The following is a 23,928-nucleotide window of genomic DNA, read 5'->3' on the forward strand; positions in this document are numbered from 1 at the left end:
TTTACAATTTTGATTCGTTCAACAAGAGCAATGCTGCTATATCTGTCGCAAGTCACTAGGAGTCATACCTGTCCATCGCTTAAAGGCACGTCGAAAATTAGGAATATCATTAAAAGACATGCAATGAGCAACTTTTTCATTGGTGTAACCTAAATACGATATTTGAAATACCGCCTGACGCTTACGCACTGAATCTAACAGTGTTTGAAAGTTGCAGTCAAAACGTTTGAGTTTACGTTTTAACGTGGCAGGACTAATCCCGACATACTCGCTTGCTTGCTCAAGTGTATTGACTTTACCTTGTAAAATTAACGAAGTAAGTAACTGAATAACACTGTATTGGCGAACCCGCTTTAAATTTGAAAGATGATAGCGTTTTAAACTGACATTGCTTTCGACACAAGCTAACTGACGGCAGCCTAAAGAGCATTTAATCACTGTCAAAGGCTGATCAAATTGAATAGTACCCGGTAAATTAGCTTGATATTGCTCGACATGTTTTGGTTGGCTAAAAGCAAACGCACAATCAAAGTCCGGAGTTTGTGTGAGGCGCCACTTCATGACACTCACCATTAACGCCAGCCAAACTTCGATTAAAAATTTGCTCACCTCATTGTTCTCCATGGACATAGTCGTCCACGGAATGAAGTAGATGTGCTGTTGGTCTTGATGAACTTGCACACTAATATACGGGAAAAACAAAGAGTGAAAGCAATACATCACCCTAAACAAAGCCGTGACATTCTCACAGTTTAGTAACGCTGGTGCTATTTCGTTGAGGTGACTGGGAAATAATCTACGCCCAACCAAAAAGCTTGCATCAGCCATTAATGACAACTTAGTTATATTCTGGATGACTCGCTCAGTTTGTTGATAACTAAGCGTAATATTGTCACGCACTAAATCGTCATAAAAGATTCGGCTTCCTTTTAACAATTTGTCAGGATGAATACCTCTTTGTTTGCCTAAATCAACAAGTGCTACCACCAAATGATGGCTTTTAAATATCGGCTCTTGTGTATCAAATACCTTGGTCATGTTAAGCCGCATTTCGCTTTTGTTGTGTTAACGATAGGCTCAAGTCAGCCAAAATATCTTGATAGCTGTGCAAACCACCATATTGTTTGGCACAAATCGCAATACTTGGATATATCGCCTTGGTCGTCTCGCCACTTTTATGTGCTAAATGCGCAATCGCGGTTTGAATGTGATTTGCGATAGTATTTGCCCCTTGGAGTTGGGTTTGCGGTAATAACACGATAAATCGGTCACTGGCAAAACGGCATGCAAGGTCGCCATTGCGAATATTCATCTGCACAAGCTGAGCTATTTCTCGCAATAGATTATCGCCTTGAACAGCGCCAAACCTATGATTAAATTTCGAAAACTGACAAATATCCAACATCAGCAGACTAAAAGTACCTTGATTTCCTGTGATGTAATTCAACTCGTGCTGCAGTTGCATTTTCATATATTCAGCACTGTATAAACCACTAACAAAATCAACGTAACTGTGTTCACGATAATATCGTTCTGTTTTTCGAAGTTGTTGATTTATCACATGCTGTTCTTGATGCCACCAATACAGCCCTACCGACATAATCACCATGCCAAAAGGAGCAGGTATTGATTCTATTGTTGTTAACCATGCACTTGATGCCGGATATGTAAGGAATTCGTCAATTAGGTCTAACAACATTGACACATGAGTAAGTAGCAAGCCGCCAAATAACATATTTGTCACTTTTCCTGATGGACGACTGGCTAAGGTAAAAAAGATCCAAATCAAGGTCATTAAAGTAATGCCAGCTTCGCCTGCCACATCGTACCAATCGGCATAACTCAAGGGTTTATTCTGCCCATGATAGAAAGTAAAAAGTACGGTAGTACTGCTCACCAAAAATAAGATAACAAACAATTTTGTATGCATCTTCAGGTAAGAAAAATTCATTTAAATTCCAAAAAAACGATTTGCTTGATTTGAGCCTAGAGGCAAAAACTTGATGACATAAGGGTCATTTTAGCTCAGTAAAGTGACAACTTTTTTACCATGTTTTTTTGTATTATTTATGTTTTGCACCAGCAATTAAGCATTTGGGAATGATTATTCGAATTTAAGGGGGTCTTTTCGGCTCAATCGAATACAAATGCGCGTCAAAATAACCTTTTTTGATAGCTTTCTCGCACCAATAACCTGTAACTGACATATTTTTGTCATCTAAGCACATTAGTTTTTGCTCGCACAAAAATACTATAACAACTTCGGAACACACATGAGCAAATCAAACAAAGCGACTACGCTGAAGCGATCGTTAATCGCGCTGGCGTGTTTATCTGCCATTAACGCCAATTCAGTGTTAGCGAATGAAGCGGTAATCCAAGGTAAAATTACGGATGAAAACAAAAGTGTCTTTTTCCAAGGCGCTCAAATCACCATTAAAGAACTGAATTTAACTGCAATTAGTAATCGCGATGGTTCATTTCGCTTTGCTAATTTGCCACAAGGTCAATACACCCTTGTAATTAAATACTTAGGCGCGGCAACAGTTGAAAAAGTCATTACAGTGTCTGATGGTGCTGTGAACAACAATGAATATGTATTACGCCAGCAGTCTTCGTCGATGGATAACATGATTGTTTATGGCCAACGTGCTGGACAAGCGGGCGCTTTGAACCGTCAAAAGAATGCTAATCGTTTAACTTCTATTGTTAGCGCTGATGCTATTGGACAATTACCCGATCAAAACGCTGCAGAAGCTTTGCAGCGACTACCAGGTATTTCAATTGCGCGCGACCAAGGTGAAGGACGTTTTGTTGGTATTCGAGGCATTGATCCTAACTTGAACAATGTAACGATTAATGGTGCCAATGTGCCATCACCAGAAGCAGGCATTCGCAGTGTTGCCATGGATGTCATTCCAAGTGAACTTATACAAAGTTTAGAAGTAAGTAAAACGGTGACTCCAGATATGGACGCCAGTGCAGTTGGTGGCTCCATTGAAGTCAAAAGTTTGAGTGCTTTTGACCGTGCAGGACAATCATACAGCTTTACCGGTCAAGCCTCTTATAACGAACTTACTAGTGACACCAGCCCTAAATTATCAGGTAGTTACAGTGATGTATTTGATCTGAGCGGCAACAACCAATTAGGTGTTGCCGCCGCACTTTCTTGGTTTGAACGCAAGTTTGGCTCACATAACGTAGAAACCGATGGTGGCTGGGCCGAGTTTGAATTTGAAGACTTAAATACCGGTGAAGATGTAGAACAGTTTGGCGCAGAAGAAATAGAGCAACGAGCATATGAAATTACCCGTGAGCGTTTAGGTGCGGCGGTTAACTTTGATTTAGTGACGTCGGCTACCGACAAATACTACTTGCGCACACTATACAGCCAATTCTCTGATGATGAATATCGCCAACGCAACGAATACAAATTCGACAAAGGGTTAATTTTGGCAAGTTCTGCTACTGATACAAGCGCTCAGTTTGAAGATGCCGAGATGGACCGTGATACCAAAGACCGCTATGAAGAGCAGGAAATTTTTTCTGCGGTTACCGGTGGTGAAAATATTATTGGCGACTGGCTAATCGAGTATCAAGCAAGTTACTCAAAATCGAGTGAAGAGCAACCAAATCGCATCGATGCTAGCTTTGCTGGTGAAGAAATTACCATGGGTTATCAAAGTGCAGGTGATATCCCTCGCTTGACCCAATCAGCTAATGCTCATAATTTAAACAACTTCGAATTTGATGAAATTGTCCTTGAAGACACGTTATCTGAAGATAAAGAAACTAGCTTTCGTTTAGATCTCACTAAAGAGTTTGTCTGGCGCAATCATAATGGTGCAATTAAATTTGGTGGTAAGTACCGTAGTCGCGAGAAGTTTAATCGCGCAAACATCACTGTTTTTGATGGTGGCTTTAATGATGCAACAGCTCAACAATTTTCAACATCAACTGTTGACTGGGATTTAGGCAATTTTGGCCCTGGATTATCACAAAAAGGTATTCGCCAATTCTTTAACAGCAACCGCTCTAACCTAGAAATAAACACCTTAGATACTAAAATCGATAGCTTAGGCCAGTCTTATCAAAGTAGTGAGGATATAAGCGCGCTTTATGCCATGGTGACATTAGACATCGATAACTGGCATATCGTTACAGGGGTACGTTACGAAGATACCTCGTTTGATACCACAGGTAACAAAGTAGAATTGGTTGTCGACGATGTAAACGACGACGAATATGTTAACGTGACGCCTTGGCAGGTAAAACAAGATTATGATCATCTTTTACCAAGCTTAAACGTGAAGTACACCCCAAATGATCAATGGGTCGCGCGTTTTGCATATACCAATACCATAGCACGTCCAAAATTTTCAGACTCTGCCGCTTTTCAGCTTATTGAAAATGAAATCACAGAAGATGATGGCGTGGTTGAATCTGAACGTAAAGCGGAAGTGGGTAATCCACAATTAAAGCCGTTGGAATCAACCAATATCGACTTTTCTCTTGAATACTACCCAGGACAAATTGGTGTGTTATCTGCTGGTCTATTTTATAAAGATATCGATAACTACATTAAACAAGCTGAAGTTCAAGATAATGGTCAATGGGACGGTTTTAAAGAAGTTGTTCAACAAGTTAACGGTGGCTCAGCGAGTTTGACAGGTTTAGAACTAGCCTGGAATAAGTCTTTCGATTCTGGTGTATTACTTGGTTTAAATGGCACATTTGTCGATACAGATGACCAGTTGCCCAATCAATCAGACACCATTGCCAATGCCATTATTGGTTTTGAAAATGATGTGTTAAGCACTCGATTAAGCGCCAGCTACAAGAGTAAGAGTTATCAATTTGACGATGGTGGTGTCGCGGTATATGGCGATGATCATCTGCAGTTAGATATCAGTGCTAAATATTATCTTACTGACACCATTAACGTATTTTTTAACGCCGTTAATTTAACTGATGAGCCAATGTATTTGTACCATGGCCACAGAAACTTTAATTATCAGTACGAAGAATACGGACGTTCTTTTGAACTAGGTATCACGATTAACTCTTTATAATTTGCTAGATATCAATGGGGCTGCAGCTACGCAAGTGCATCCCCATTGTTGAGAAAATACCAATGAAAATTTCCCCGCTACACTGCGTTTTACCACTAACATTGGCCATTGCGGCCTGCTCCACAATCCATAAAGAAAACACTAACTCCGCCAATACCCCCAAGATCACCAGTTTCCTTGCGTTTGGCGATGGTGGTTACAGTGTTGATTATCCCAAACAAAAACATATCAACAATCCCAAAACAAAAGCGGAGTTTATTCAAGCTGAGCGCGAAGATTGGCTAGCTGAATACCGCCCTATCGAAGAGTTTGGTCATGCGCCAATTCATGTTTACCCCAACACCAATATCGCAACAGAAAAAAGCGGTGCTCTACCTGTAGGCGTGGCCATGGCGACACTTTGCCAACAAAAGTCGTGTGAATTTGGTATCCAGCTTGGTGACAATATTTATCCTGATGGTGCAGATGCTAACGATGGTAAAGACGATCAAAAGCGTATGAATGACTTAATCCTAGCTCCGCTACTGCCACTAATAAATCAACAAGCGGATTTTAAAGTGTATTCGGCCTTGGGCAACCATGACTGGAAAACATCGAGAAAAGGTGTTGCACTACAAACAGCCTGGATGCAAAAACAACCAAATTTTCATATGGATAGTCAAGGCTATTACCGCTATACCATAGGAAAAAAAGGCCAAGATATAGAGTTTTTTGTCCTCGATACCAACATGTTACTGACCGGTCAGACATTTTATGAAATACCGCTAAACCCAGATGGCAGTGAAAGTGACTTATCAACCGCGTTAGCCAATGGTTCAGCCAAATTAGAAGACTTTGAACGACATGAAACGCCAATTAATGGCGAAGATAAAAAACAAATTGCTTGGCTAAAGGCAGGTTTAAAAAATTCTACGGCAAAATGGAAAATTGTCTACGGACATCATATTTTATGGTCAATAGGTGGCACTAAATACGATGAAGGTCATGTTTTAAGACGATTAATTATGCCCAGCCTATGCCAATACGCAGATGCTTACATTGCTGGCCATGAGCACGACTTAGAACTGTTAACTGACGATTGTTCACTGTACCCAGAATCACAAGGCAAGCCTGCTCTCCCCCTTATCATTAGTGGTGCAGCCTCAAAAATGCGTGGCGTTCATACACCGTTAGCCCGTTTTCAAGAAAAAGCCTATCCACAGTATGAACTCCTATGGAACAAAGCATTTGCTTGGGGGTTTGCTCATATCGAGATCAACCATCAAACAGAACAACTCGGTGTAAGTTTTTATACTACGCCTAACGATGGCAGTGGTGCGTTGCACCATGAAGCTGACTTTACTTTCCAAGCCAGGCATTAACCTTTTCAAGTAGATGTTTGGATTGTTGCCATCTACCACACGCGATAATCCAAACGCTGCTTGAAAAATGGTGGTTTTTCATCAACACTTTATGACATATAAAAGTCGTTTTTCTATATGGTGTTGATAAAGTGACAGCTAAACTTGATAAAGATCCTAAGCGTTTTAATATTCAGCATAGGCAAATTCCCGCACTGGCAGGTGTAAGTTTATACCAACATCCCAAAACACAATTACTCTTTGTTTTACAAGGTGTATTAGCTGTTATTACTTTGTCGGGTAGATACATAGTACCAGCAGGTCACGGCATTTTAATTCCCGCTAACGTTAAACATGAGTTAATTGCAAAAACTGATGCTGAATTGGTGGGTTTATATTTTTCTCAAACAGCAATAGAGCAATGGTTGAATGAGCCGCGAGTTTTGCAAGGTAGTAAGTTCTTTAATGCCATGATGCTAGAATCACTGAATTTACCGCAACCAGAACAGATGCTAGCTCGCCATTGTACGCTGGTAGAGTTGATCGAATATTACCTTGAACAACTACCTGTTCGCGATACTTATTTGCCTTACCCACAACACGAAAAACTAATGGTCATTGTTGAGCGAATTTTAAAACATCCAGCGTTAAAAAGTGACTTGGTGTCATGGGGGAAGTTTGTCAATCTATCTGCTCGCACATTAACACGGCGTTTCAAACAAGAGACAGGCTTAACTTACAGCCAATGGCGTAAGCGATTAAATGTACAAGTGGCAATTAAACACTTAGCTCAGGGAGATGACATAGCAAATATAGCGAGCTTACTGGGTTATGACTCAAGCTCAGCGTTTATTTTTATGTTTAGGCAACAGGTAGGTCTGTCACCTAAACAGTTTTTAAAATCTCTAAGCCTTTAGTTGCTCAATGCCAACATAGCATTGGTCGCATCAATTAAGTGATGTGTTGTTTCAGGTTCAATTGACGCATGCCCTGCGGTTTTGCTGATCACTAACTTAGATTTTGGCAAGGCTTTATGTAGCAACCAGCCATTATCAAATGGGCAAACAATGTCATAACGGCCATGGACAATCGTGGTAGGAATATCAGCAATTAGGTGGCAATTATTCAATATTTGATTATCTTCTAAAAAGCACCTGTTATGTAAAAAGTGTGCTTCATGGCGAGCCAAGGTCCAACACTTTTCATCACTGGTTGACTCATTTAAAAACTCTTCGTTAGGCACTAATGTACAACAGCTAATTTCCCATCGCGCCCAAGCTTTTGCAACTTGATGAGCCAGGTCTTTATCTTCACCTATCATCAATTCATAAGCATGCGCAATGTTGCCTTTTTTTGTTCCTTTCGGTAATGCATCTAAATACTCTTGCCAATAATCAGCAAAAATACGTGTGCCGCCTCCATGATCAAAAGTCCATTGATTATCTTCTTCTCGAGCAAGAAAGATGCCGCGTAAAACCAAGCTTTTCACTGACTCAGGATGAGTTTGCGCATATACCAGTGATAAAGTAGAGCCCCAAGAGCCGCCAAAAACATGCCAGCTTTCAATAGCGAGATGCTTACGAATCTGCTCTAAATCGGCAACCAAATGCTTGGTATCGTTACTGACCAAGCTACCAAATGGCTTTGAACGACCACAACCTCGTTGATCGAGCAAAATAATGCGGTATTGCTCAGGATCAAAAAAACGTCTATCAGTAGTCGAAGCGCCTGCACCAGGTCCACCATGAATAAACACCACAGGTTGACCTTTTGGATTTCCACATTGTTCTAGATAAATTTCATGACCATCGCCGACGGGTAAATGCTCAGAAGCATAAGGGGAAATTTCAGGAAAAAGTTGATTCATCAAGTGACCTTATTAACTGTTTTTATTTAGCTTTGTTTCCAGATTCAAGTTGGTATTTTTTAACGCACGCTTGGCAAATACAAGAGATACATCGCTGCTCTTGCGGTATTTGTTCTAATAAACCTTCAGGAAACGTTTCTGACATACACCAACACGGCATATCACTGTTTACACCGCAATGATTAGACCTTTGACAAAGAGGACATTGCGAGGTGTTCATTCTTTGCGCCATATCAAACCTCCGTCTATTAGATACGTTAATACTTGGTATTTCTGCAAAATATTACCTAGGATTAAACAAGGATGGTATTAAGGAAATATCATGACAATACTAAGAAACTTTTCAATTAGAACAAGGCTGTTGCTGATATTGAGTTGCACCTTAATCGGCCTGCTCATACTTAGCATTTCTTTACTTAGCTCACAGCATAATGCGCTTTATGTTCAACAGCAACAAAAGGTGCAGCAGATCGTCGAATCTGCTTACAGTGTGGTTAAGCATTTTCATCAACTGCAAACAAGTGGCGCCTTAACCGAACAACAAGCAAAAATACAAGCGTCCTCCGTATTGCAGAGTTTTCGTTATGACAATAACAACTACGTTTGGATTAATGATGCTACACCAACCATGATTATGCACCCTTTTAAACCTGAGCTAAATGGTAAATCACTTACCTCAGTCAAGGACCCTGATGGCACGGCATTATTTGTCGATATGGTCAATGTTGTTAAAGCAAGTGGCCAAGGTTTTGTTCCATACAAATGGCCTAAGCCAGGGGCAGAGGAACCGGTAGAAAAGCTTTCTTACGTTATTGAGTTCGCTCCTTGGCATTGGATAATTGGCTCAGGTATATATATCGATAATGTAGACACCATATTTTTTGAAAATTTGGTGGTAGTGGTTAGCTTGTTTATCGTGATAGGCCTAGTGACTAGTATTTTTGTTTTGGTTGTTGGTAACAGCATTTCATCGCCTGCACAAGCAGCGACTGCATTAATGAAGAACATATCAGAGGGTGATGGCGATTTAACACGCCAGCTAGATGCGAGAGGCAATGATGAAATATCAGGCTTTTCTCACTTTTTTAATGCTTTCATCAGCAAAATTAGGCGTTCACTGCATGACGTTGCCGACAATGCACAGCATGTCATGCAAGGAGCAGATATCGTAAGCCAAACAAGTGAGCAAAATAATAGGGTTATTCAGCAGCAAAATGACAATACCACGCAAGTTGCCGCGGCAATGGAGCAAATGACAGCAAATATAAGAGAGGTGAGCAATAACGCCCTATCAGCTGAACAAGCGGCAAAGCAGGCTAAAATAAATACTGAATCGGGTAAATCTGTCGTAACAAATACCATAAAAAGTATTGAACACCTTTCACAAGAAGTTGATCGCGTAAGTGTCGTCATTAATAAACTAGCAGCGGACTCACAAAATATTGGTGCAGTGTTAGATGTTATCCGTAGCATAGCCGATCAAACCAACCTTTTAGCACTAAATGCAGCAATAGAAGCTGCGAGAGCTGGTGAACAAGGTAGAGGTTTTGCTGTTGTTGCTGATGAAGTCAGAACATTAGCCAGTAGAACTGGGCAAAGTACCGATGAAATTCAGATGATGATCGAAAAACTGCAAAATGGCGCGACTGAGGCAGTTAATGCGGTGCAATCAAGCCAAACTACCTCAGTACAAACAGTTGAAAATGCCCAACAAGCAGATGCAGCGCTATCTGAAATTAACAATTTAATAGAAGTTATTTCAGATATGAACAGTCAAATTGCCAGAGCAACCGAACAACAATCTAATGCTGCTGATGAAGTTAATTTACGCATTAATGAACTGGCCACTATGACCGATGAATCAGCGAAAATGACCGAAAAACTCAACACCGCGAGTAATGAATTGAAATCTAACAGTGACACCTTAACAAGCGTCGTGACTCGATTTAAATTAACTTAAACTAAGTTAAGTCAGCTATCGAGTCGCGGTTAATTAACATAGGTTCAAATTGGTGCTGTATTTCTTCTTGCTGCACATGGTAAACCTGTTGCAATACAATTCTTGCTGCCATTTGCCCCATTTGATGAACTGGGTTTTCAATCGTGGATAGTTTGGGATATAGATGTGATGCAAAAACAACGTTATCAAAGCCAATAATTGATAAATCGTCTGGAAGATGCAGACCATGACTTCGCGCATAACTCATCGCTCCGGAGGCCATTTCATCATTGGCACAAACTAACGCGGTAAAATTGTTGTTTAGTTTTAAGAAGTGCTCCAGCGCAAGCATACCACCATGTTCTTTAAATTCAGCTTCAAAAATTAAATCTTCCGAAATGGTTAACTGATGTTCAGCTAAAGCTCTTTTATGGCCTTTTAATCGTGCAACAGCATCTGCCTTAGTTTGTGGCCCCGCGACATAGGCTATTTCGCGATGACCATGCTCAATCATGGTTTTTGTCGCCAGGTATCCACCATATTCATTGTCTAAACTAATACATTGCTCGGCTAACTGCTCCACATAACGACTAACCAAAATAATGGGAACCTCCCCTTGGCTCAGTTCAATTAGGTATTCATCAGATACCGCTTCAACATGCAGAATTATGGCGTCACAGTGTCGGCTAATTAAGAATTCAATGCCTTCTTTTTCTTTTGCTTCGTCACTATGTCCAGCAGCTATAATGACATGTTTACCCGCAGCACGAAGTTCACTTTCGACACCACTCATCATTTGGCCAAAAAAAGGTCCATGAATTTCTGAAACAAGCATACCAACACAAAGGCTACGATTGGACGCTAATGATTGTGCGATGATATTGGGTCGGTAGCCAAGCTCCTTCATCGCGGCCTGCACTTTTTCTCGTGTTTTGTCACTGACTCGTGAACTACCGTTCATTACTCTAGACACAGTAGCCAATGAGACTTTGGCTAATTCAGATACTTGGTAAATAGTGGCCATACAATCCTTTACACCTCTATATTTACTGCATAGGCATTACCCTAAGCCTATCATATAACTCGACTAAACGAGAACCTGTCTAACTTAGCAGGTTCTGATATTATAGAGCTCGTTGTAAACGCAATTCATTGGACATTTGCGCCATTAAGGTTTTGTTTAACGGGTAAAATAACATCAAAAATGCGCCTGCAAAGGCAAAACTTGCGGGGATCCAACTCATTAACAACTGCATGCCGGGCAAAGCGCCTTCAATTGTAGATTGCTCCAAACCGTTGTAGCCATAGTCAGCTAATACAACCAACACTAAAGCACCAGCAAAGCCACTTCCTGTTTTTTGCACAAAAGTACCTGCCGCATAAGTCAACCCGGTTGCTCTGCGTTGATTTTTCCATTCTGAATAATCGGCCGCATCTCCTAACATAGTAAAAAACAGCGTTGGCATCATTGCGGCAAAAAACTCAGCAACGCCACCAAGCAAGAAAACCCAGCTCACTTGGTCTTGTGGTATCCAATAAAGAGCCCCCGTAAACAATCCGCTCAGCATTAATGCTGTAATAAATAACGCCCGTTTTCCTATTTTTTCTGCCAACCAACTGGTGCTTAGCGCCCCAAGAATAGAGACGACAAGTAACAGCACAAAGTATTGACCTACCAAGAGTTCATCAGCGATGTAATATTTAAAATAATAAGCTATCACGCCATACTTAATACCGTTAAACATCATGGTTAAAAACCCCATGGCGAGCAAGATTAACCAAGGGCTGTTACGAATTAAATCAACTATATCTTGTTGAGTACTGGTCAATTGTGCATTAGGTTTGCTAACCAGTTTTTTACTTTTTAATACCAGCAACAACATAACAACGATGCAAAAACTTGCTGAATACCAATCTCGATAATAAAAAAACAGCGACACAGCGAATAGTGGCAATATGATAGTTGGTAAACTTTTACCTAAATCCCATAGTTCTGTTTTTAAGTGTTGGTTTTTATATTGCGGCGTTGTAACTCTTTCTTGGGTACTAATAAACGTGATGATCATCATCACGATAAGTAAACTGGCAAAAACATACATGGCCCATTGATAACCTTTTGCATCATCGCCTTGACCAAAGTAAGCCACCAAATCAGGTAAGAACCCCATCACCAATAATCCGCCAGCAAAGGCTCCTGCGAGACGATAGCCTGATAAATTTGTACGCTCTGTATCTGATGTTGTCATAACGCCCATCAGTGCAGAATAAGGTACATTGTTAATGGTGTAGGCGAGTGTTAACCCAAGGTAAGTAATATAAGCGTAAATGAGTTTGCCATTGTCCGATAAATTAGGCGTAGTAAAACAAAGCACCATAAATAAACCTAACAAGGGTGCAGACCAAAGCACCCATGGCCGGTATTTACCCCATGGTGTTTGAGTACGATCGGCAATCATGCCCATAATGATGTCCGTGATACCATCAGATAATCGCACCACCAAAAATAAAACAGCCGCGGCCGCTGCGCTAATACCAAAGGTGTCGGTATAAAAAACGGCAAGGTAAGCAAGTGCACCACGCCAAACAAAATTGGCAGCAGCATCTCCCATGGCATATCCAATTTTTTCTTTAACCGATAGTACCGGCATTGCCGAACCCTTCTTAGCTTTTACTTTCTTCGATAAAGCGCTTAAATGCTTGACCACTTTGCTTTACAGTACGTTGTTGCGTAGCATAGTCAACATAAACAATACCAAAACGTTTGCTATAGCCTTCTGCCCATTCAAAGTTGTCCATTAAACTCCAAGCAAAATACCCTTTTACATTTACGCCCTGCACCATGGCTTTATCAATAGCGAGTAAGTGTTGCTGATAATAATCAATCCGCTTAATATCATTTACTTCTCCTTGCTCGATGCAATCGTCAAAAGCAGCACCATTTTCTGTGATATAAATGTCAGGTAACTCATATCGTTGCTGCAGCTCAAGCAATAAATCAGTAAAGGCTTGAGGATAAATTTCCCAGCCAATATCAGTACGTTTAACATTAGATAAAGACACTTCTTTGAAGAATTGCTCCTTATCAGCTTGATAGACAGCACGAGTATAAAAATTTACCCCTAAAAACCCCATCGGTTGGTGAATTATTTCCATATCTCCAGGCAATACATCTGGCCTTTCATCTAAAGGAAGCTGATAAATAAACGGCGGATATTCGCCGCTCAAGACGGGGCTTGCATACCAATAATTGTGGTAATCATTGGCTGCAATGGTGGCAAGTTTGTCAGCTGAAGAATCAGACAGTGCATAACCAGGAGTAAAGTTTAAAACAATACCATTAAGTGTTTTGGGGCTTCTTTGATTAAGCACTTGCATAGCCAATCCATGGGCGAGTAATAAATGATGTGCTGCTTGACGACCGTTTTTGCGTCCTGTCTTGCCAGGCGCATGAATTCCAATCTCGTATCCTAAATATGCACTACAAAAAGGTTCATTTAATGTCGCATACGCATAAACCCGGTCTCCAAAAGTTTCAACCACTTGCTCCACATATTCTTGAAACTTAAAAGCAGTATTACGGTTTAACCAGCCACCTTTATCTTCAAGGTGTTGTGGTAAATCCCAGTGATACAAGGTAACAAACACTTTAATGTTTTTGGCATTGAGCGCATCGAGTATCTGAAGATAAAACTGCATACCCTCAGTGTTTACGGAACCGTCTACATTTATCACACGAGGCCACGATATAGAAAGTCGATATGCATCAACACCTAAGTTTGCAATTAATTCGATATCTGACTGCCATAAGTTGACATGATCACACGCCACATCGCCATTAGTTCCATCCGCGATATTTCCTTGTACTTGGCAAAAAGTATCCCAAATACAAGGTAATCGCTGAGCGCGAGCACCTTCAATCTGAAAAGAAGCCGTAGCGACACCAAATACAAAGTCGCGATGTCGCATACTAGAGCCCTGTGGAAGTTGTAATATCATGGCATATACCTGTTTAATACATTGTAAGTACACCTTCATTCGATCAGTAATGAAAGCGCTTCCAATAACTCTAGGTGTTATTTAAATAATAAGCAATAAACCGCACTAACTAGCGCAGTTTATTCAATGAAAAGTTGGTCTATTCTGATTGATGTGGTGTCGGTAGGCCTGTGCTTATTCAGCCGAGACACAGGGGACATTTAGCATGGAAAAATTATCAATAAATGCTGGAATATCAGATGCCGCAATGGGTTTTGAATAATAAAATCCTTGGATATAATCACAACCCAATTGTTGCAACTGCTCCACTTGCTCTATGGTTTCAACGCCTTCTGCTACCACTTTTTTACCTAACGATTTGGTCATGGCAATAATGGTTGATACTAAAATTTTATCATCAGGGTTTTCTGACATATCAGTAATAAATGAACGGTCAATCTTGATATAGTCAAGTGGAATACGTCTAATGTAAGCCAGTGAAGAATAACCTGTACCAAAATCATCTAGAGCGATAGTAGCGCCTGCTGCCCGCAGATTATTAAATAACACTTCACTATTGCGTTTATCGGGGGCTAACGCACTTTCAGTCAATTCAAAACAGATATCAGCCGGTGACAGACCATACATATCTATCATTAACAACCATTCATCGTTTTCATTGGCGCTTAGAGGGATTTCATTCACCGAGCGGTTAACATTAAAAACAATGTCTTGGTATCCTTTGGCTTTCAGTTTTTTCAACTGTCGACATGCTTCAGACAAAACAAATTCACCAAGAGGTTTTATCAAGGAAAACTGCTCAGCCAGTGGAATAAATTCCGCAGGTGAAATCCATTGTTCCCCATGTTGCCAACGCACCAGAGCTTCAAACTTTGTCACTTTGTTTTCGGCTAATGAAACTATAGGCTGAAAAGCTAATGATAGTTGACGATGTTTAATAGCATACGCAAGATCTGCTTTCATTTTCAGTTGGTAACGAATTGCGTTGTCTAATTCCTGCGTGTAATAACTATAGGAACTTCTACCCAAAGATTTTGCGTGATACATAGCGCGTTCCGCTTTTTTCAATACCGTACCAGCACTGTCTTCATCGGTAGAAAATGGCACAACACCAATACTAAGCGTGCAATTAAGCATAACGTCGTTAATGTAAAATGGCTTACTGAAACTAATTAATATTCGTGTGATTAAATCATTAACAGCATCTTCCGATATCACAGCATTTACTAATATCGCAAAACCATCACCTGAAACCCGCGCCAGCAGATCATTTTCCTCAAGCAAGTCGTTAAGACGTTCAGCCACTTTTTTTAGTAATTCATCACCTGCATCATGACCGTAAACGTCGTTGATCTCTTGAAACAAATCGAGATCCATAAACAATAATGCTGATTGGAACTGTGCAACAGATTTGGCATGAATAGTTGTCGTCAACTTATCCATAAAATAGAAACGATTAGCGACCCCTGTTAACAGATCAAAATTAGCTTGGCGGTAAATTTTTTCTTCTGCCGCTTTACGTTTAGAAATATCGAAAAAGAAAGCGACATAATGACTGATATTTTGATCTTCATCTCGAATGGTATTAATTGAGAGCCACTCAGGGAAAGACTTGCCATTTTTTTTGCGATTAACAAGTTCGCCAGTCCAAGAGCCTTTGGTATGCAAATCTGCCCACATTTTTTGATAAAAGCTAATATGTTCACGCTTCGCACTCAAAACACTTGGGTTTTTGCCTCGCACATCTGAAAAATTGTAACCTGTGATATGAGTAAAAGCGCGATTAACACTAATGATTTTATTGTCTTTATCGCAAATTAAGATCGCTTCTTTGCTTTTTTCAATAATTTCATTACGTGTTCTTAATTCATTTAACACTTGCTGCTTTTCTAACTCTTTATTAATCAAGCCACTGAATAATAAAAACAAGGATGTAGCTTCTTGTTTATTGGTGATCGGGGAACAATAAAGCGCAACCAAAATAGCATGTGCACGGTTATCGTGATCGACTAGCGGAATACCTACATATCCCTCTACTTGCATGTCCGCTAATAACTTATCATCAGGATAGGCCTGTTGAATATCTTTTGGGTAACTACAGACTTGCCCTGTACCCACAACTTCACAAGGAGTTGACTTTAACGCGTAGGTAAAATTATCAAGCACCTGTGTTTGCGTGACTAATGATAACGTTGTGGCTTCAGTGTGATACTTGTCTAGCTTGGCAATAAAAACGTAGTCGGCCTTTATCGCTTGCGCCAATGACAAACAAATAACTTCAATATAATTGGTTGAACTAGAGTTCGATAAATTACTTATGATGGATTTAACTTTCTCTTCAACCATAAAAGTGCCCGAAGTGTTTATTCAATAAAAGGTTTCGATTATCGCTTAGCCAGCGATTTAAAAACAATGCGCTGGATCAATAAAGGCTAAATACTATAAATTACCAAGGCCTTAATTTGTAAGCAAAGGTAAATAAACTTTATTTAGCTTTCACCTTGGCTAGAACCACCTGCTGATGGAGCATGTTGTAAAATACGATCGGCTAAGCGCGAAAATGGCAAACTTTGAATCCATACCTTGCCATGGCCTCGTAATGTCGCCAAAAACAACCCCTCACCACCAAAAAACATGCTTTTCAAGCCAGATGACATTTCTATGCTGTATTCAATGCCATCACTAAAGGCCACCAAACAGCCAGTATCTAAGCGCAGTGTTTCGCCAGTTAACTGCTTTTCGATTACAGTGCCGCCTGCATGAACAAACGCCATGCCATCACCAGATAGGTATTGCAAAATAAAGCCTTCGCCACCAAAAAAACCACTACCTAAACGCCTATTAAAAGCAATATCCACTTTAGTGCCTAACGCTGCGCACAAAAAAGCATCTTTTTGACAAGTAATGCTGCCGCCATGTTGAGCTAAGTCGATAGGAACAATTGAACCTGGATATGGCGCAGCAAAAGCAACTCGACTTTTACCAAGCTTGTGACTGGTAAAATGAGTCATAAACACTGATTCGCCTGTTAACATACGCTTGCCCGCAGAGAATAACTTACCCATTAAACTTTGATTAGCGTTTGAACCATCGCCCATTTTTGTTTCAAACTCAATGCCCTCTTCCATGTAATTCATGGCGCCTGCTTCTGCGATTACCGTTTCACCTTGGTCTAACTCAATTTCAACCATCTGCATCGAGTGGCCAATAATTTGATAATCAATTTCGTGACTGCGCATAACCCATCCTTATCTTTGATGCTGTCGATGTTTACTTAATAAAATAACAATAAACATAAATTTTTACAGGTTTTCGTTAAACAAAATGACAAAGTCACGGTCTATTAAGCTCAGATTAATCTGATTACTGCCATATTGTTCACAGAAGTGAATGTGGTAATATTCTTTTCGCTATTAAATGAATAATAAGAGAACTGACCGATGAAAAAATTATTAGTTGCCCTACTGGCAATTGTAGCTATACCTTTTGCAGCACAAGCGGCTAAATATGAAGAAGGTAAGCACTACAAAGTGATTCCTGGACAGCCAACAAATAAACCAGAGGTAAGAGAGTACTTTTCTTATTACTGCCCCGCTTGTCGAGGTTTTGAAGCATATTTACCTGAAATTGAAAAAACATTTCCTGACGGCGTAACTTTGAAAAAAACTCACGTCGATTTCATGCCTGCCGCTAGTTCAGAAACACAATTTATGTTGAGCCAAGGTATGGTAATTGCTGAACAAGTAGGTATCGCCAAAGCATACAACAGTAAAGCGTTTGCTTACTTACAAACTGAGCGCAAATCTATTACCAGTGTGGACGATGTGAAAAAGATATTTGTTGCTGCTGGCGGTGATGCAAAAGATTTTGAAAAGGGACTTAAAAGCTTTTCATTAATGAGCAAAGTTAAGCGAGACAAGAAAATGCAAGATAAACTATCAGCAGGCCGTTTTGTTGGTAGCGTACCAGCGTTTGTGGTTAATGGTAAATACGCAATCAATGCTCGAGAACTAGATGGAAATAATTTAATAGAAGATTACAAAAACATCATTGAGTATTTATTGAAAAAATAGAAATACATAGCTTAATTGTTTATCAAAGAACGCTAGCATTTGCTGGCGTTTTTTTATTTTCTAAGTTTTATTCATCTATAATTAACTCTAGTTGCTCAAATTAAGTAGTGGGTTCTCTATGTGGCGTGTTTGTCTGTTTTGCATTTGTCTGTACAGCAGTGTTTTTGTACAAGCCAATTCCATCAACCAGCTAGGCGAATGCGCAAAACCACTCAAATTATCATTAACAACCGATTGGTTCCCTTACGTTAATCGCATAGACCAAAACACGACAACTGGTGTTGATGTTGAGTTATTAAAAGCCACATTGGCGAACATGGGTTGTCAGCTAGAAATTGTGCACTTTCCTGAACGTAGGACTTTATTTGAGTTAACTGGTGGCTATTTTGATATAGGATTAGGTGCCAGTAGAACGGCAAAACGAGAAAAGTCCTTCCACTACTCTATTCCCTATCGCGTCGAGCATAACCGATTCGCATACCGAGCAGACGATCTACAAGTTGCTCAGACTAATTCTTTAGCTGAGCTGATAAAGTCCAATAAAGCCATTGGTATTAACCTAGCAGGTTGGTATGGAGATGAATTAGAACAAGCTAAACGCGATTATAATGGCTTTGTCTTTTCCGATACCGCAGTTAAACGTCTTAAAATGCTACAATTGAATCGGGTGGACCTAGTGATTGATGACGACGTTGTGTTATGCAGTGTCATTCATAAAGAACAATTTAAACACCTTGTGCTTCACCCCTTATTGTTATCAAAAGCCGATATTCATTTTATTTTTAATAAACAATCTGTTTCGCACGAATTTGTCGCTTACTTTAATCAGGCTCTCGCTGAAACCTTAGCCGATGGAGAACTAACGGGTTTATTTAATAGTTATGTTGATCCTGGGTGCCTACCAGAAAATATCGACTAGTTTCATCATGCCAAACTAGCTGATTTGAATAACTCCATGTTCGATTTTGTTACTCTCATTACTAAAAGCGAACAAATATCTTTCCTACACCATAAAACAAAACCGATAAACACCTGAATATATTAAATATTTTCTTTTGGCATAAATATTTCATTTACATCGCCAAGTTACTATTTTCACTATTGGGTCAGATGGAAATTACATTAAAAAAGTCACGTTTTAACAACAAGTGGTTCGGCGCGGGTGTATTTATCACACTTTTATTGTTTGCTGGTGTTGCTGCAAGCACTAAAACAACTAAATCTATCGATATTAATACCTTGTCTTTTCGACAGGTAAAAGCGGGGCCACTCGATATTTATACGCAAGCTTTTGGCGAGTTTGCTTCAGCCAAAGAACGATTGTTAACCGCGCCCGCATATGGAAAAGTCTCTGAGATTTTAGTCAGGCCTGGTGCTATCGTATCACCAGATACGGTGATCTTAACATTAGCTAACCCAGAGTTAGAGCAACAAGTAAGTGAAGCGCAAGGCCAATTAGCTCAGCAAAAAGCGCAACGTGAAGCATTTAAATACGAACAGCAAAATGAAAGATTAAATTATCAAGGCAGAATTGCCGACATCAAAGCAAATATTGAAAAGTATGACTTGGAACTCTCGGTAAACCAAAGCTTATTAACCTTAGGTGTCGCTTCGAAAATCGAATTACAACGCGCTACGTTAAACCTTAAACAGGAAAAAAAGCGTTTAGAGTTTGAACAAGAAAAATATGCCCAATTTGTTGAAATGCAGGGGTTTCAGCTCACTCAACGTGACATCATTATTGAGCAACAACAAAAACAAGTAAGCATGTTAGAGCAACGTTTAGCAAATATGCATGTTACTGCCGGTATTCAAGGCACTTTGCAGTCGCTAAATGTAGCGTTGGGCGAGTCGATAAACCAAGGCCACTCCATTGCCAAAGTTGGCAGCGACAAAGAACTTATCGCTCGTTTACGTTTACCCCAACATTTAGCTGATCAAATCGATATCCACGCTCCAGTTATCATTGATAGCCAAAAGGGAAAGGTCACGGCCAAAATTATCCGTATAGAAAGTGTTGTATCCAATGGTGCCGTTATGGCAGAGGCAGAAATTACCGGACCATTAACCAGCAATGCTCGCCCTTCTTTAGCCATTTCAGCGCAAGTGTTTGTTAGGCATGAACAAAACGCCAGTTACATTGCACAAGCACCAGGGCTTAGGCCAAGAAGTAAGCAGCAACTATTTGTCAAAAACGAACAAAATATTTTACGCCAGCAGGAAGTAATGTTTGGCGAGCTAACTCAACAAAAGCTTTTGATCACGTCAGGTTTAAAAACCAATGATCAGATTGTTAGCTCTGATATGAGCGAATATAAACACTATTCAACATTAGAATTAACCCAATAAGTGCTGAGGAATAATAATGAAAACAATTGTACAAATGACCAACCTCCACAAACATTACGATGGACAACAAATTGAAACTCACGCGCTGCAGGGTGTTTCATTAACCATAACTCAAGGGGAATTTGTTGCTATTACTGGCCCTTCAGGTTGTGGAAAATCTACATTACTTTCTATTATGGGACTAATGGATGTTGCCAGCGAAGGCCAATACCAACTAGCTGGCATCAATACTCAAGGTTTAAAAGTTGATCAACGCACCGATATTCGCAATAAGCACATTGGTTATGTTTTTCAATCATTTAACTTAATTGATTCTTTAACAGTTTTTGAAAACGTTGCTCTACCTCTTGAACATCGAGGGGCTAAAAAGGCTGAAGTTACCCGTCGCGTGGAACAGGTACTTGCGCAAGTGGACATGGAGCACCGCAAACATTATCGCCCGAATCAACTTTCAGGTGGTCAGCAGCAACGTGTAGCCATTGCCAGAGCTTTAGTTGGCGAACCAGATTTAATCTTAGTGGACGAACCAACGGGAAACTTGGACAGTAAAAATGGCGACCAAGTGATGGCATTACTCGAAAACTTAAACAAACAAGGCTCCACTATCGTTATGGTAACTCATGATAGTCGCTACTCGCGCTGTGCTAGTCGTCAAATCCACTTACTCGACGGTCAAATTGTGACTGAAAGTACACAAGATACCTCTTCGCCAATTCAGGGGGTTGCATGAGTTTATACCAACGTTCATTTTTCACAGGTATTGCTCGCATCTTTACCTTGCCCAAATTAAGTATTCCGCTAATTCTAACTTTAGGGTTAACCCTAGGTGCAGTGTTAACGGTTTTTGCCATATCCTCTTCGTTATTGTTCAAACCATTAAAGGGGGTCAGTAATGAAAAATTGATTACGAGTATCAACTATCATCTGCTGATTGGCGATGGGTTGCCTCAAATTGCTTTTATGAATTTCCAACGATTATCTAATGTCAACGAACAATACGGTGATTTAGGTACTTGGGGTGCCATGACAACCTCAGAGCAAAGCATCAGCATCAATGATGTCAGCTATGCAACAACTGACATTACTGCGTCGGATACAATTTTAGAGGTGCTTGGTGCAAAACTCATCTTGGGTGATAACGTCACAAAACTCGATCCTGAAGGCTATATTTGGATATCTGAATCTCTGTGGCACTCAGTATTTTCTGGCTTAGATAATGTCATTGGAAAACAAGTAACCATCAATGATCAAAGCAAAATTATTGCCGGTGTCATTGAAGATGTTATGGCGATAAACAGCTCTAGACCTGTACTGGCACAACAAATATGGCATATACAAAACTTAAGTAAACTAAAAAACCAGCCAGAACAACCTGATGTTAACGGCGCCCTAAAAACAATTTTACTTAAAGCAAAGCACAAAGACGTGCAACTGCCCAGTGAAGAAGAGTTTAATAGTTGGATGGATGATCATATTAAAAACAACTTGCAAGGTGATGGTGTCACCATGTTTTTAAATTTTTTAAAAAATACTGGTCGCCAGTTTAAAACGCAAAGTTATCGCGAAAGTTTAATTGGAGAAAGCCAACCTATTATTATTACTCTTTTTTGCGCGGTAATAGGCTTGCTTATTATGGCGACATTAAACTTGTTAAACTTATTTATTGCACATTACCAAGGAAGAACAAAAGAGTTTGCCATTCAGCTAAGTTTAGGCGCAAGTATTTTGAAAATGCGCTTGCTAGTTATTCTGGAGAATCTGCCAAGCTTTATACTCGCTGCGGTGACGGGCGTGATTGTCGCAGGTTGGTTAATTAAAAGTATTCCTTATATTGCAGGCGATAATTTCCCGATGATTGAAAGCATGTCAATTGATGCAATTGTCATCGCTGTAGCATTACTTATTGTCTTAATGCTTAATGTATTATTTAGCATGGTCGCCTTACTCGATATTAACAAAACCGCGTTAAATGATAATTTAAATAGCAGCGGTAAAGGTATTCAAGCTCAAAGTAATCAAGCAATTTCACGTGGATTAATGATTCTACAACTTGCCATCGCCTCAATTTTATTAACCGCATCAGTGATGCTCGCCATGCAAGCTTACAAAACTGTGTATCGAGAACTCGGGTTTACTATAGAAAACTTACATCAAATTCGTGCAGAAGTTATTGACCAAGCTTGGTTAGAAAAAGTGCAAACCTATGACAGTTATCAAACCAGTGAAATAAAGGCGTTTCGCGACCAAATAGGCAATGACATAGAAAGCCTTGTAACAAATAGTGAGCTTATCATAGCTGGCGAAGGCGCAATTTCTAATACTATATCAATCAGTGTTTTTACCGATGAATTGGAACCTGATAGGCAAATTATGTATGAGACTAGAGCATTAAGTCCAAAATTCTTTGAAGCATTTCAAATTCCATTTTTGGCTGGCGCTAATGTTACTCAAGAACAAATCCAACAGAATGAAAAACGTGTTGTTATCGATGAAACCTTTGCCCGAGTGTTATATCCAGAGCTACCACTGGAAGAAATTGTTGGGAAAGAGGCCAAATTTATGTCCGAGGGGGTAATTATCAATGGCATAGTGCCAACAACAATCAATCAACCAAATCTTGCCAATCACTTTCCGGTTGCTTATCTGACGTCAATCGGTGTAGGTCGTGAATTAACTTTTATTGTTAAACTACCTGAGGGCCAAGAAATAGCAAAAGACGAGTTAAACCAGAAATTGCAAGAATTATATCCAAAATTGGACAATTTTGAGGTCAAATCGTTAAATGAAGTTTGGCAGGATTTAACTAAAGATAAACGCATAAGTTTAGCCGTAGTATTAACCATGACTGCTTTAACTTTGCTTTTAGCTGCTATTGGCGTGGCAGGCTTAACACAGATGACCACCAATCACCGTAAATATGAATTGGCAGTTCGCATGGCTACCGGGGCCAAACAGCGCAGTTTAGTGGCACTGATTTTGAAAGATGCCGTGCTGATGTTAGCACTGGGTTTAGGTGTCGGCTTTATTTTGTCAGTTTTTGGGTACGAATACATTCAACAACAACTTTCCATGCTACCTAGTTTTGATTGGCTCGCCTTAGCAATACTTGATGTTGGCTTACTAAGTATTGTTGTACTTTCAGTGTTGCTCCCAACTTGGCAAGTGATTAAACACGATCCAATGCAAGCACTACGAGAAGAATAAACTAACACTTTAAGTATCAGACAAACGAGGTAAACTAAGGGCGATATTCTTCGCCCTTAGTTATTGATAACTTTTATGTAAATTGGAA

General features: G+C 39.9%; 18 protein-coding genes. 9 read left to right on the forward strand and 9 right to left on the reverse strand.

Going from position 1 to position 23,928, the window contains the following annotated elements; translation table 11 throughout:
- Positions 1–36 precede the first annotated feature (36 nt).
- Both IE199_RS15915 and IE199_RS15920 read right to left on the reverse strand, forming a co-directional pair.
- Positions 37–1,038 (reverse strand): helix-turn-helix domain-containing protein, encoded by a 1,002-nt coding sequence (locus IE199_RS15915; protein WP_189772494.1) that lies wholly within the window; start codon positions 1,036–1,038, stop codon positions 37–39.
- 1 nt (position 1,039) lies between these two features.
- Entirely contained in the window at positions 1,040–1,951 is a 912-nt protein-coding gene (locus IE199_RS15920) for a GGDEF domain-containing protein (RefSeq protein ID WP_189772503.1), read from the reverse strand.
- A 322-nt stretch (positions 1,952–2,273) separates the two neighbouring features.
- On the opposite strand from IE199_RS15920, the gene IE199_RS15925 reads away from it, so the two are divergent.
- The 3 genes from IE199_RS15925 to IE199_RS15935 all read left to right on the forward strand — a co-directional run bounded on the left by IE199_RS15925 (position 2,274) and on the right by IE199_RS15935 (position 7,329).
- On the forward strand, positions 2,274–5,072 hold the full coding sequence (locus IE199_RS15925; RefSeq protein WP_189772505.1) for a TonB-dependent receptor: 2,799 nt from the start codon (positions 2,274–2,276) through the stop codon (positions 5,070–5,072).
- A gap of 62 nt (positions 5,073–5,134) precedes the next feature.
- The gene (locus tag IE199_RS15930; protein ID WP_189772507.1) at positions 5,135–6,433 is read left to right on the forward strand and encodes a metallophosphoesterase; all 1,299 of its coding nucleotides are present in this window, start codon (positions 5,135–5,137) and stop codon (positions 6,431–6,433) included.
- Between the two features lie 131 nt (positions 6,434–6,564).
- Positions 6,565–7,329, forward strand: coding sequence for a helix-turn-helix domain-containing protein (locus IE199_RS15935; RefSeq protein WP_189772509.1), 765 nt, complete (start codon positions 6,565–6,567; stop codon positions 7,327–7,329).
- Here IE199_RS15935 and pip read toward each other — a convergent pair.
- Both pip and IE199_RS15945 read right to left on the reverse strand, forming a co-directional pair.
- Complete coding sequence (gene pip, locus IE199_RS15940) at positions 7,326–8,279, reverse strand: prolyl aminopeptidase (RefSeq protein WP_189772511.1); 954 nt, start codon at positions 8,277–8,279, stop codon at positions 7,326–7,328. The genes IE199_RS15935 and pip overlap by 4 nt on opposite strands.
- 22 nt (positions 8,280–8,301) lie before the next feature.
- Complete coding sequence (locus IE199_RS15945; RefSeq protein ID WP_189772513.1) at positions 8,302–8,511, reverse strand: cysteine-rich CWC family protein; 210 nt, start codon at positions 8,509–8,511, stop codon at positions 8,302–8,304.
- Positions 8,512–8,601: 90 nt separating this feature from the next.
- Between IE199_RS15945 and IE199_RS15950 the strand changes: the two genes are divergently transcribed.
- Positions 8,602–10,239 carry a methyl-accepting chemotaxis protein gene (locus tag IE199_RS15950; protein ID WP_189772515.1) on the forward strand — a complete coding sequence of 546 codons (1,638 nt, stop codon included), beginning with the start codon at positions 8,602–8,604 and terminating at the stop codon, positions 10,237–10,239.
- A gap of 1 nt (position 10,240) precedes the next feature.
- Here IE199_RS15950 and IE199_RS15955 read toward each other — a convergent pair whose 3' ends face one another.
- From IE199_RS15955 to IE199_RS15975, 5 genes are all read right to left on the reverse strand, one after another.
- Positions 10,241–11,242, reverse strand: a complete 1,002-nt coding sequence (locus tag IE199_RS15955; RefSeq protein ID WP_189772517.1) for a LacI family DNA-binding transcriptional regulator — start codon at positions 11,240–11,242, stop codon at positions 10,241–10,243.
- A gap of 100 nt (positions 11,243–11,342) precedes the next feature.
- Entirely contained in the window at positions 11,343–12,866 is a 1,524-nt protein-coding gene (locus IE199_RS15960; protein ID WP_189772519.1) for an MFS transporter, read from the reverse strand.
- A 13-nt stretch (positions 12,867–12,879) separates the two neighbouring features.
- Positions 12,880–14,214, reverse strand: a complete 1,335-nt coding sequence (locus tag IE199_RS15965; protein ID WP_189772521.1) for a GH1 family beta-glucosidase — start codon at positions 14,212–14,214, stop codon at positions 12,880–12,882.
- A gap of 174 nt (positions 14,215–14,388) precedes the next feature.
- The gene (locus IE199_RS15970; protein ID WP_189772523.1) at positions 14,389–16,560 is read right to left on the reverse strand and encodes a putative bifunctional diguanylate cyclase/phosphodiesterase; all 2,172 of its coding nucleotides are present in this window, start codon (positions 16,558–16,560) and stop codon (positions 14,389–14,391) included.
- A gap of 143 nt (positions 16,561–16,703) precedes the next feature.
- On the reverse strand, positions 16,704–17,453 hold the full coding sequence (locus IE199_RS15975) for a TIGR00266 family protein (RefSeq protein ID WP_189772525.1): 750 nt from the start codon (positions 17,451–17,453) through the stop codon (positions 16,704–16,706).
- 201 nt (positions 17,454–17,654) lie between these two features.
- Between IE199_RS15975 and IE199_RS15980 the strand changes: the two genes are divergently transcribed.
- The 5 genes from IE199_RS15980 to IE199_RS16000 all read left to right on the forward strand — a co-directional run bounded on the left by IE199_RS15980 (position 17,655) and on the right by IE199_RS16000 (position 23,840).
- Entirely contained in the window at positions 17,655–18,287 is a 633-nt protein-coding gene (locus IE199_RS15980) for a thiol:disulfide interchange protein DsbA/DsbL (protein WP_189772527.1), read from the forward strand.
- A gap of 118 nt (positions 18,288–18,405) precedes the next feature.
- Positions 18,406–19,206, forward strand: a complete 801-nt coding sequence (locus IE199_RS15985; RefSeq protein ID WP_189772529.1) for a substrate-binding periplasmic protein — start codon at positions 18,406–18,408, stop codon at positions 19,204–19,206.
- 191 nt (positions 19,207–19,397) lie between these two features.
- Complete coding sequence (locus tag IE199_RS15990) at positions 19,398–20,636, forward strand: efflux RND transporter periplasmic adaptor subunit (protein WP_189772531.1); 1,239 nt, start codon at positions 19,398–19,400, stop codon at positions 20,634–20,636.
- 16 nt (positions 20,637–20,652) lie between these two features.
- Positions 20,653–21,366 carry an ABC transporter ATP-binding protein gene (locus IE199_RS15995; RefSeq protein ID WP_189772533.1) on the forward strand — a complete coding sequence of 238 codons (714 nt, stop codon included), beginning with the start codon at positions 20,653–20,655 and terminating at the stop codon, positions 21,364–21,366.
- The gene (locus IE199_RS16000; protein WP_189772535.1) at positions 21,363–23,840 is read left to right on the forward strand and encodes an FtsX-like permease family protein; all 2,478 of its coding nucleotides are present in this window, start codon (positions 21,363–21,365) and stop codon (positions 23,838–23,840) included. The genes IE199_RS15995 and IE199_RS16000 overlap by 4 nt, the downstream gene beginning before the upstream one ends.
- Positions 23,841–23,928: the final 88 nt, after the last annotated feature.

Origin of the sequence: Thalassotalea marina (assembly GCF_014656435.1) — a bacterium.
Taxonomy (GTDB): Bacteria; Pseudomonadota; Gammaproteobacteria; order Enterobacterales; family Alteromonadaceae; genus Thalassotalea_C; species Thalassotalea_C marina.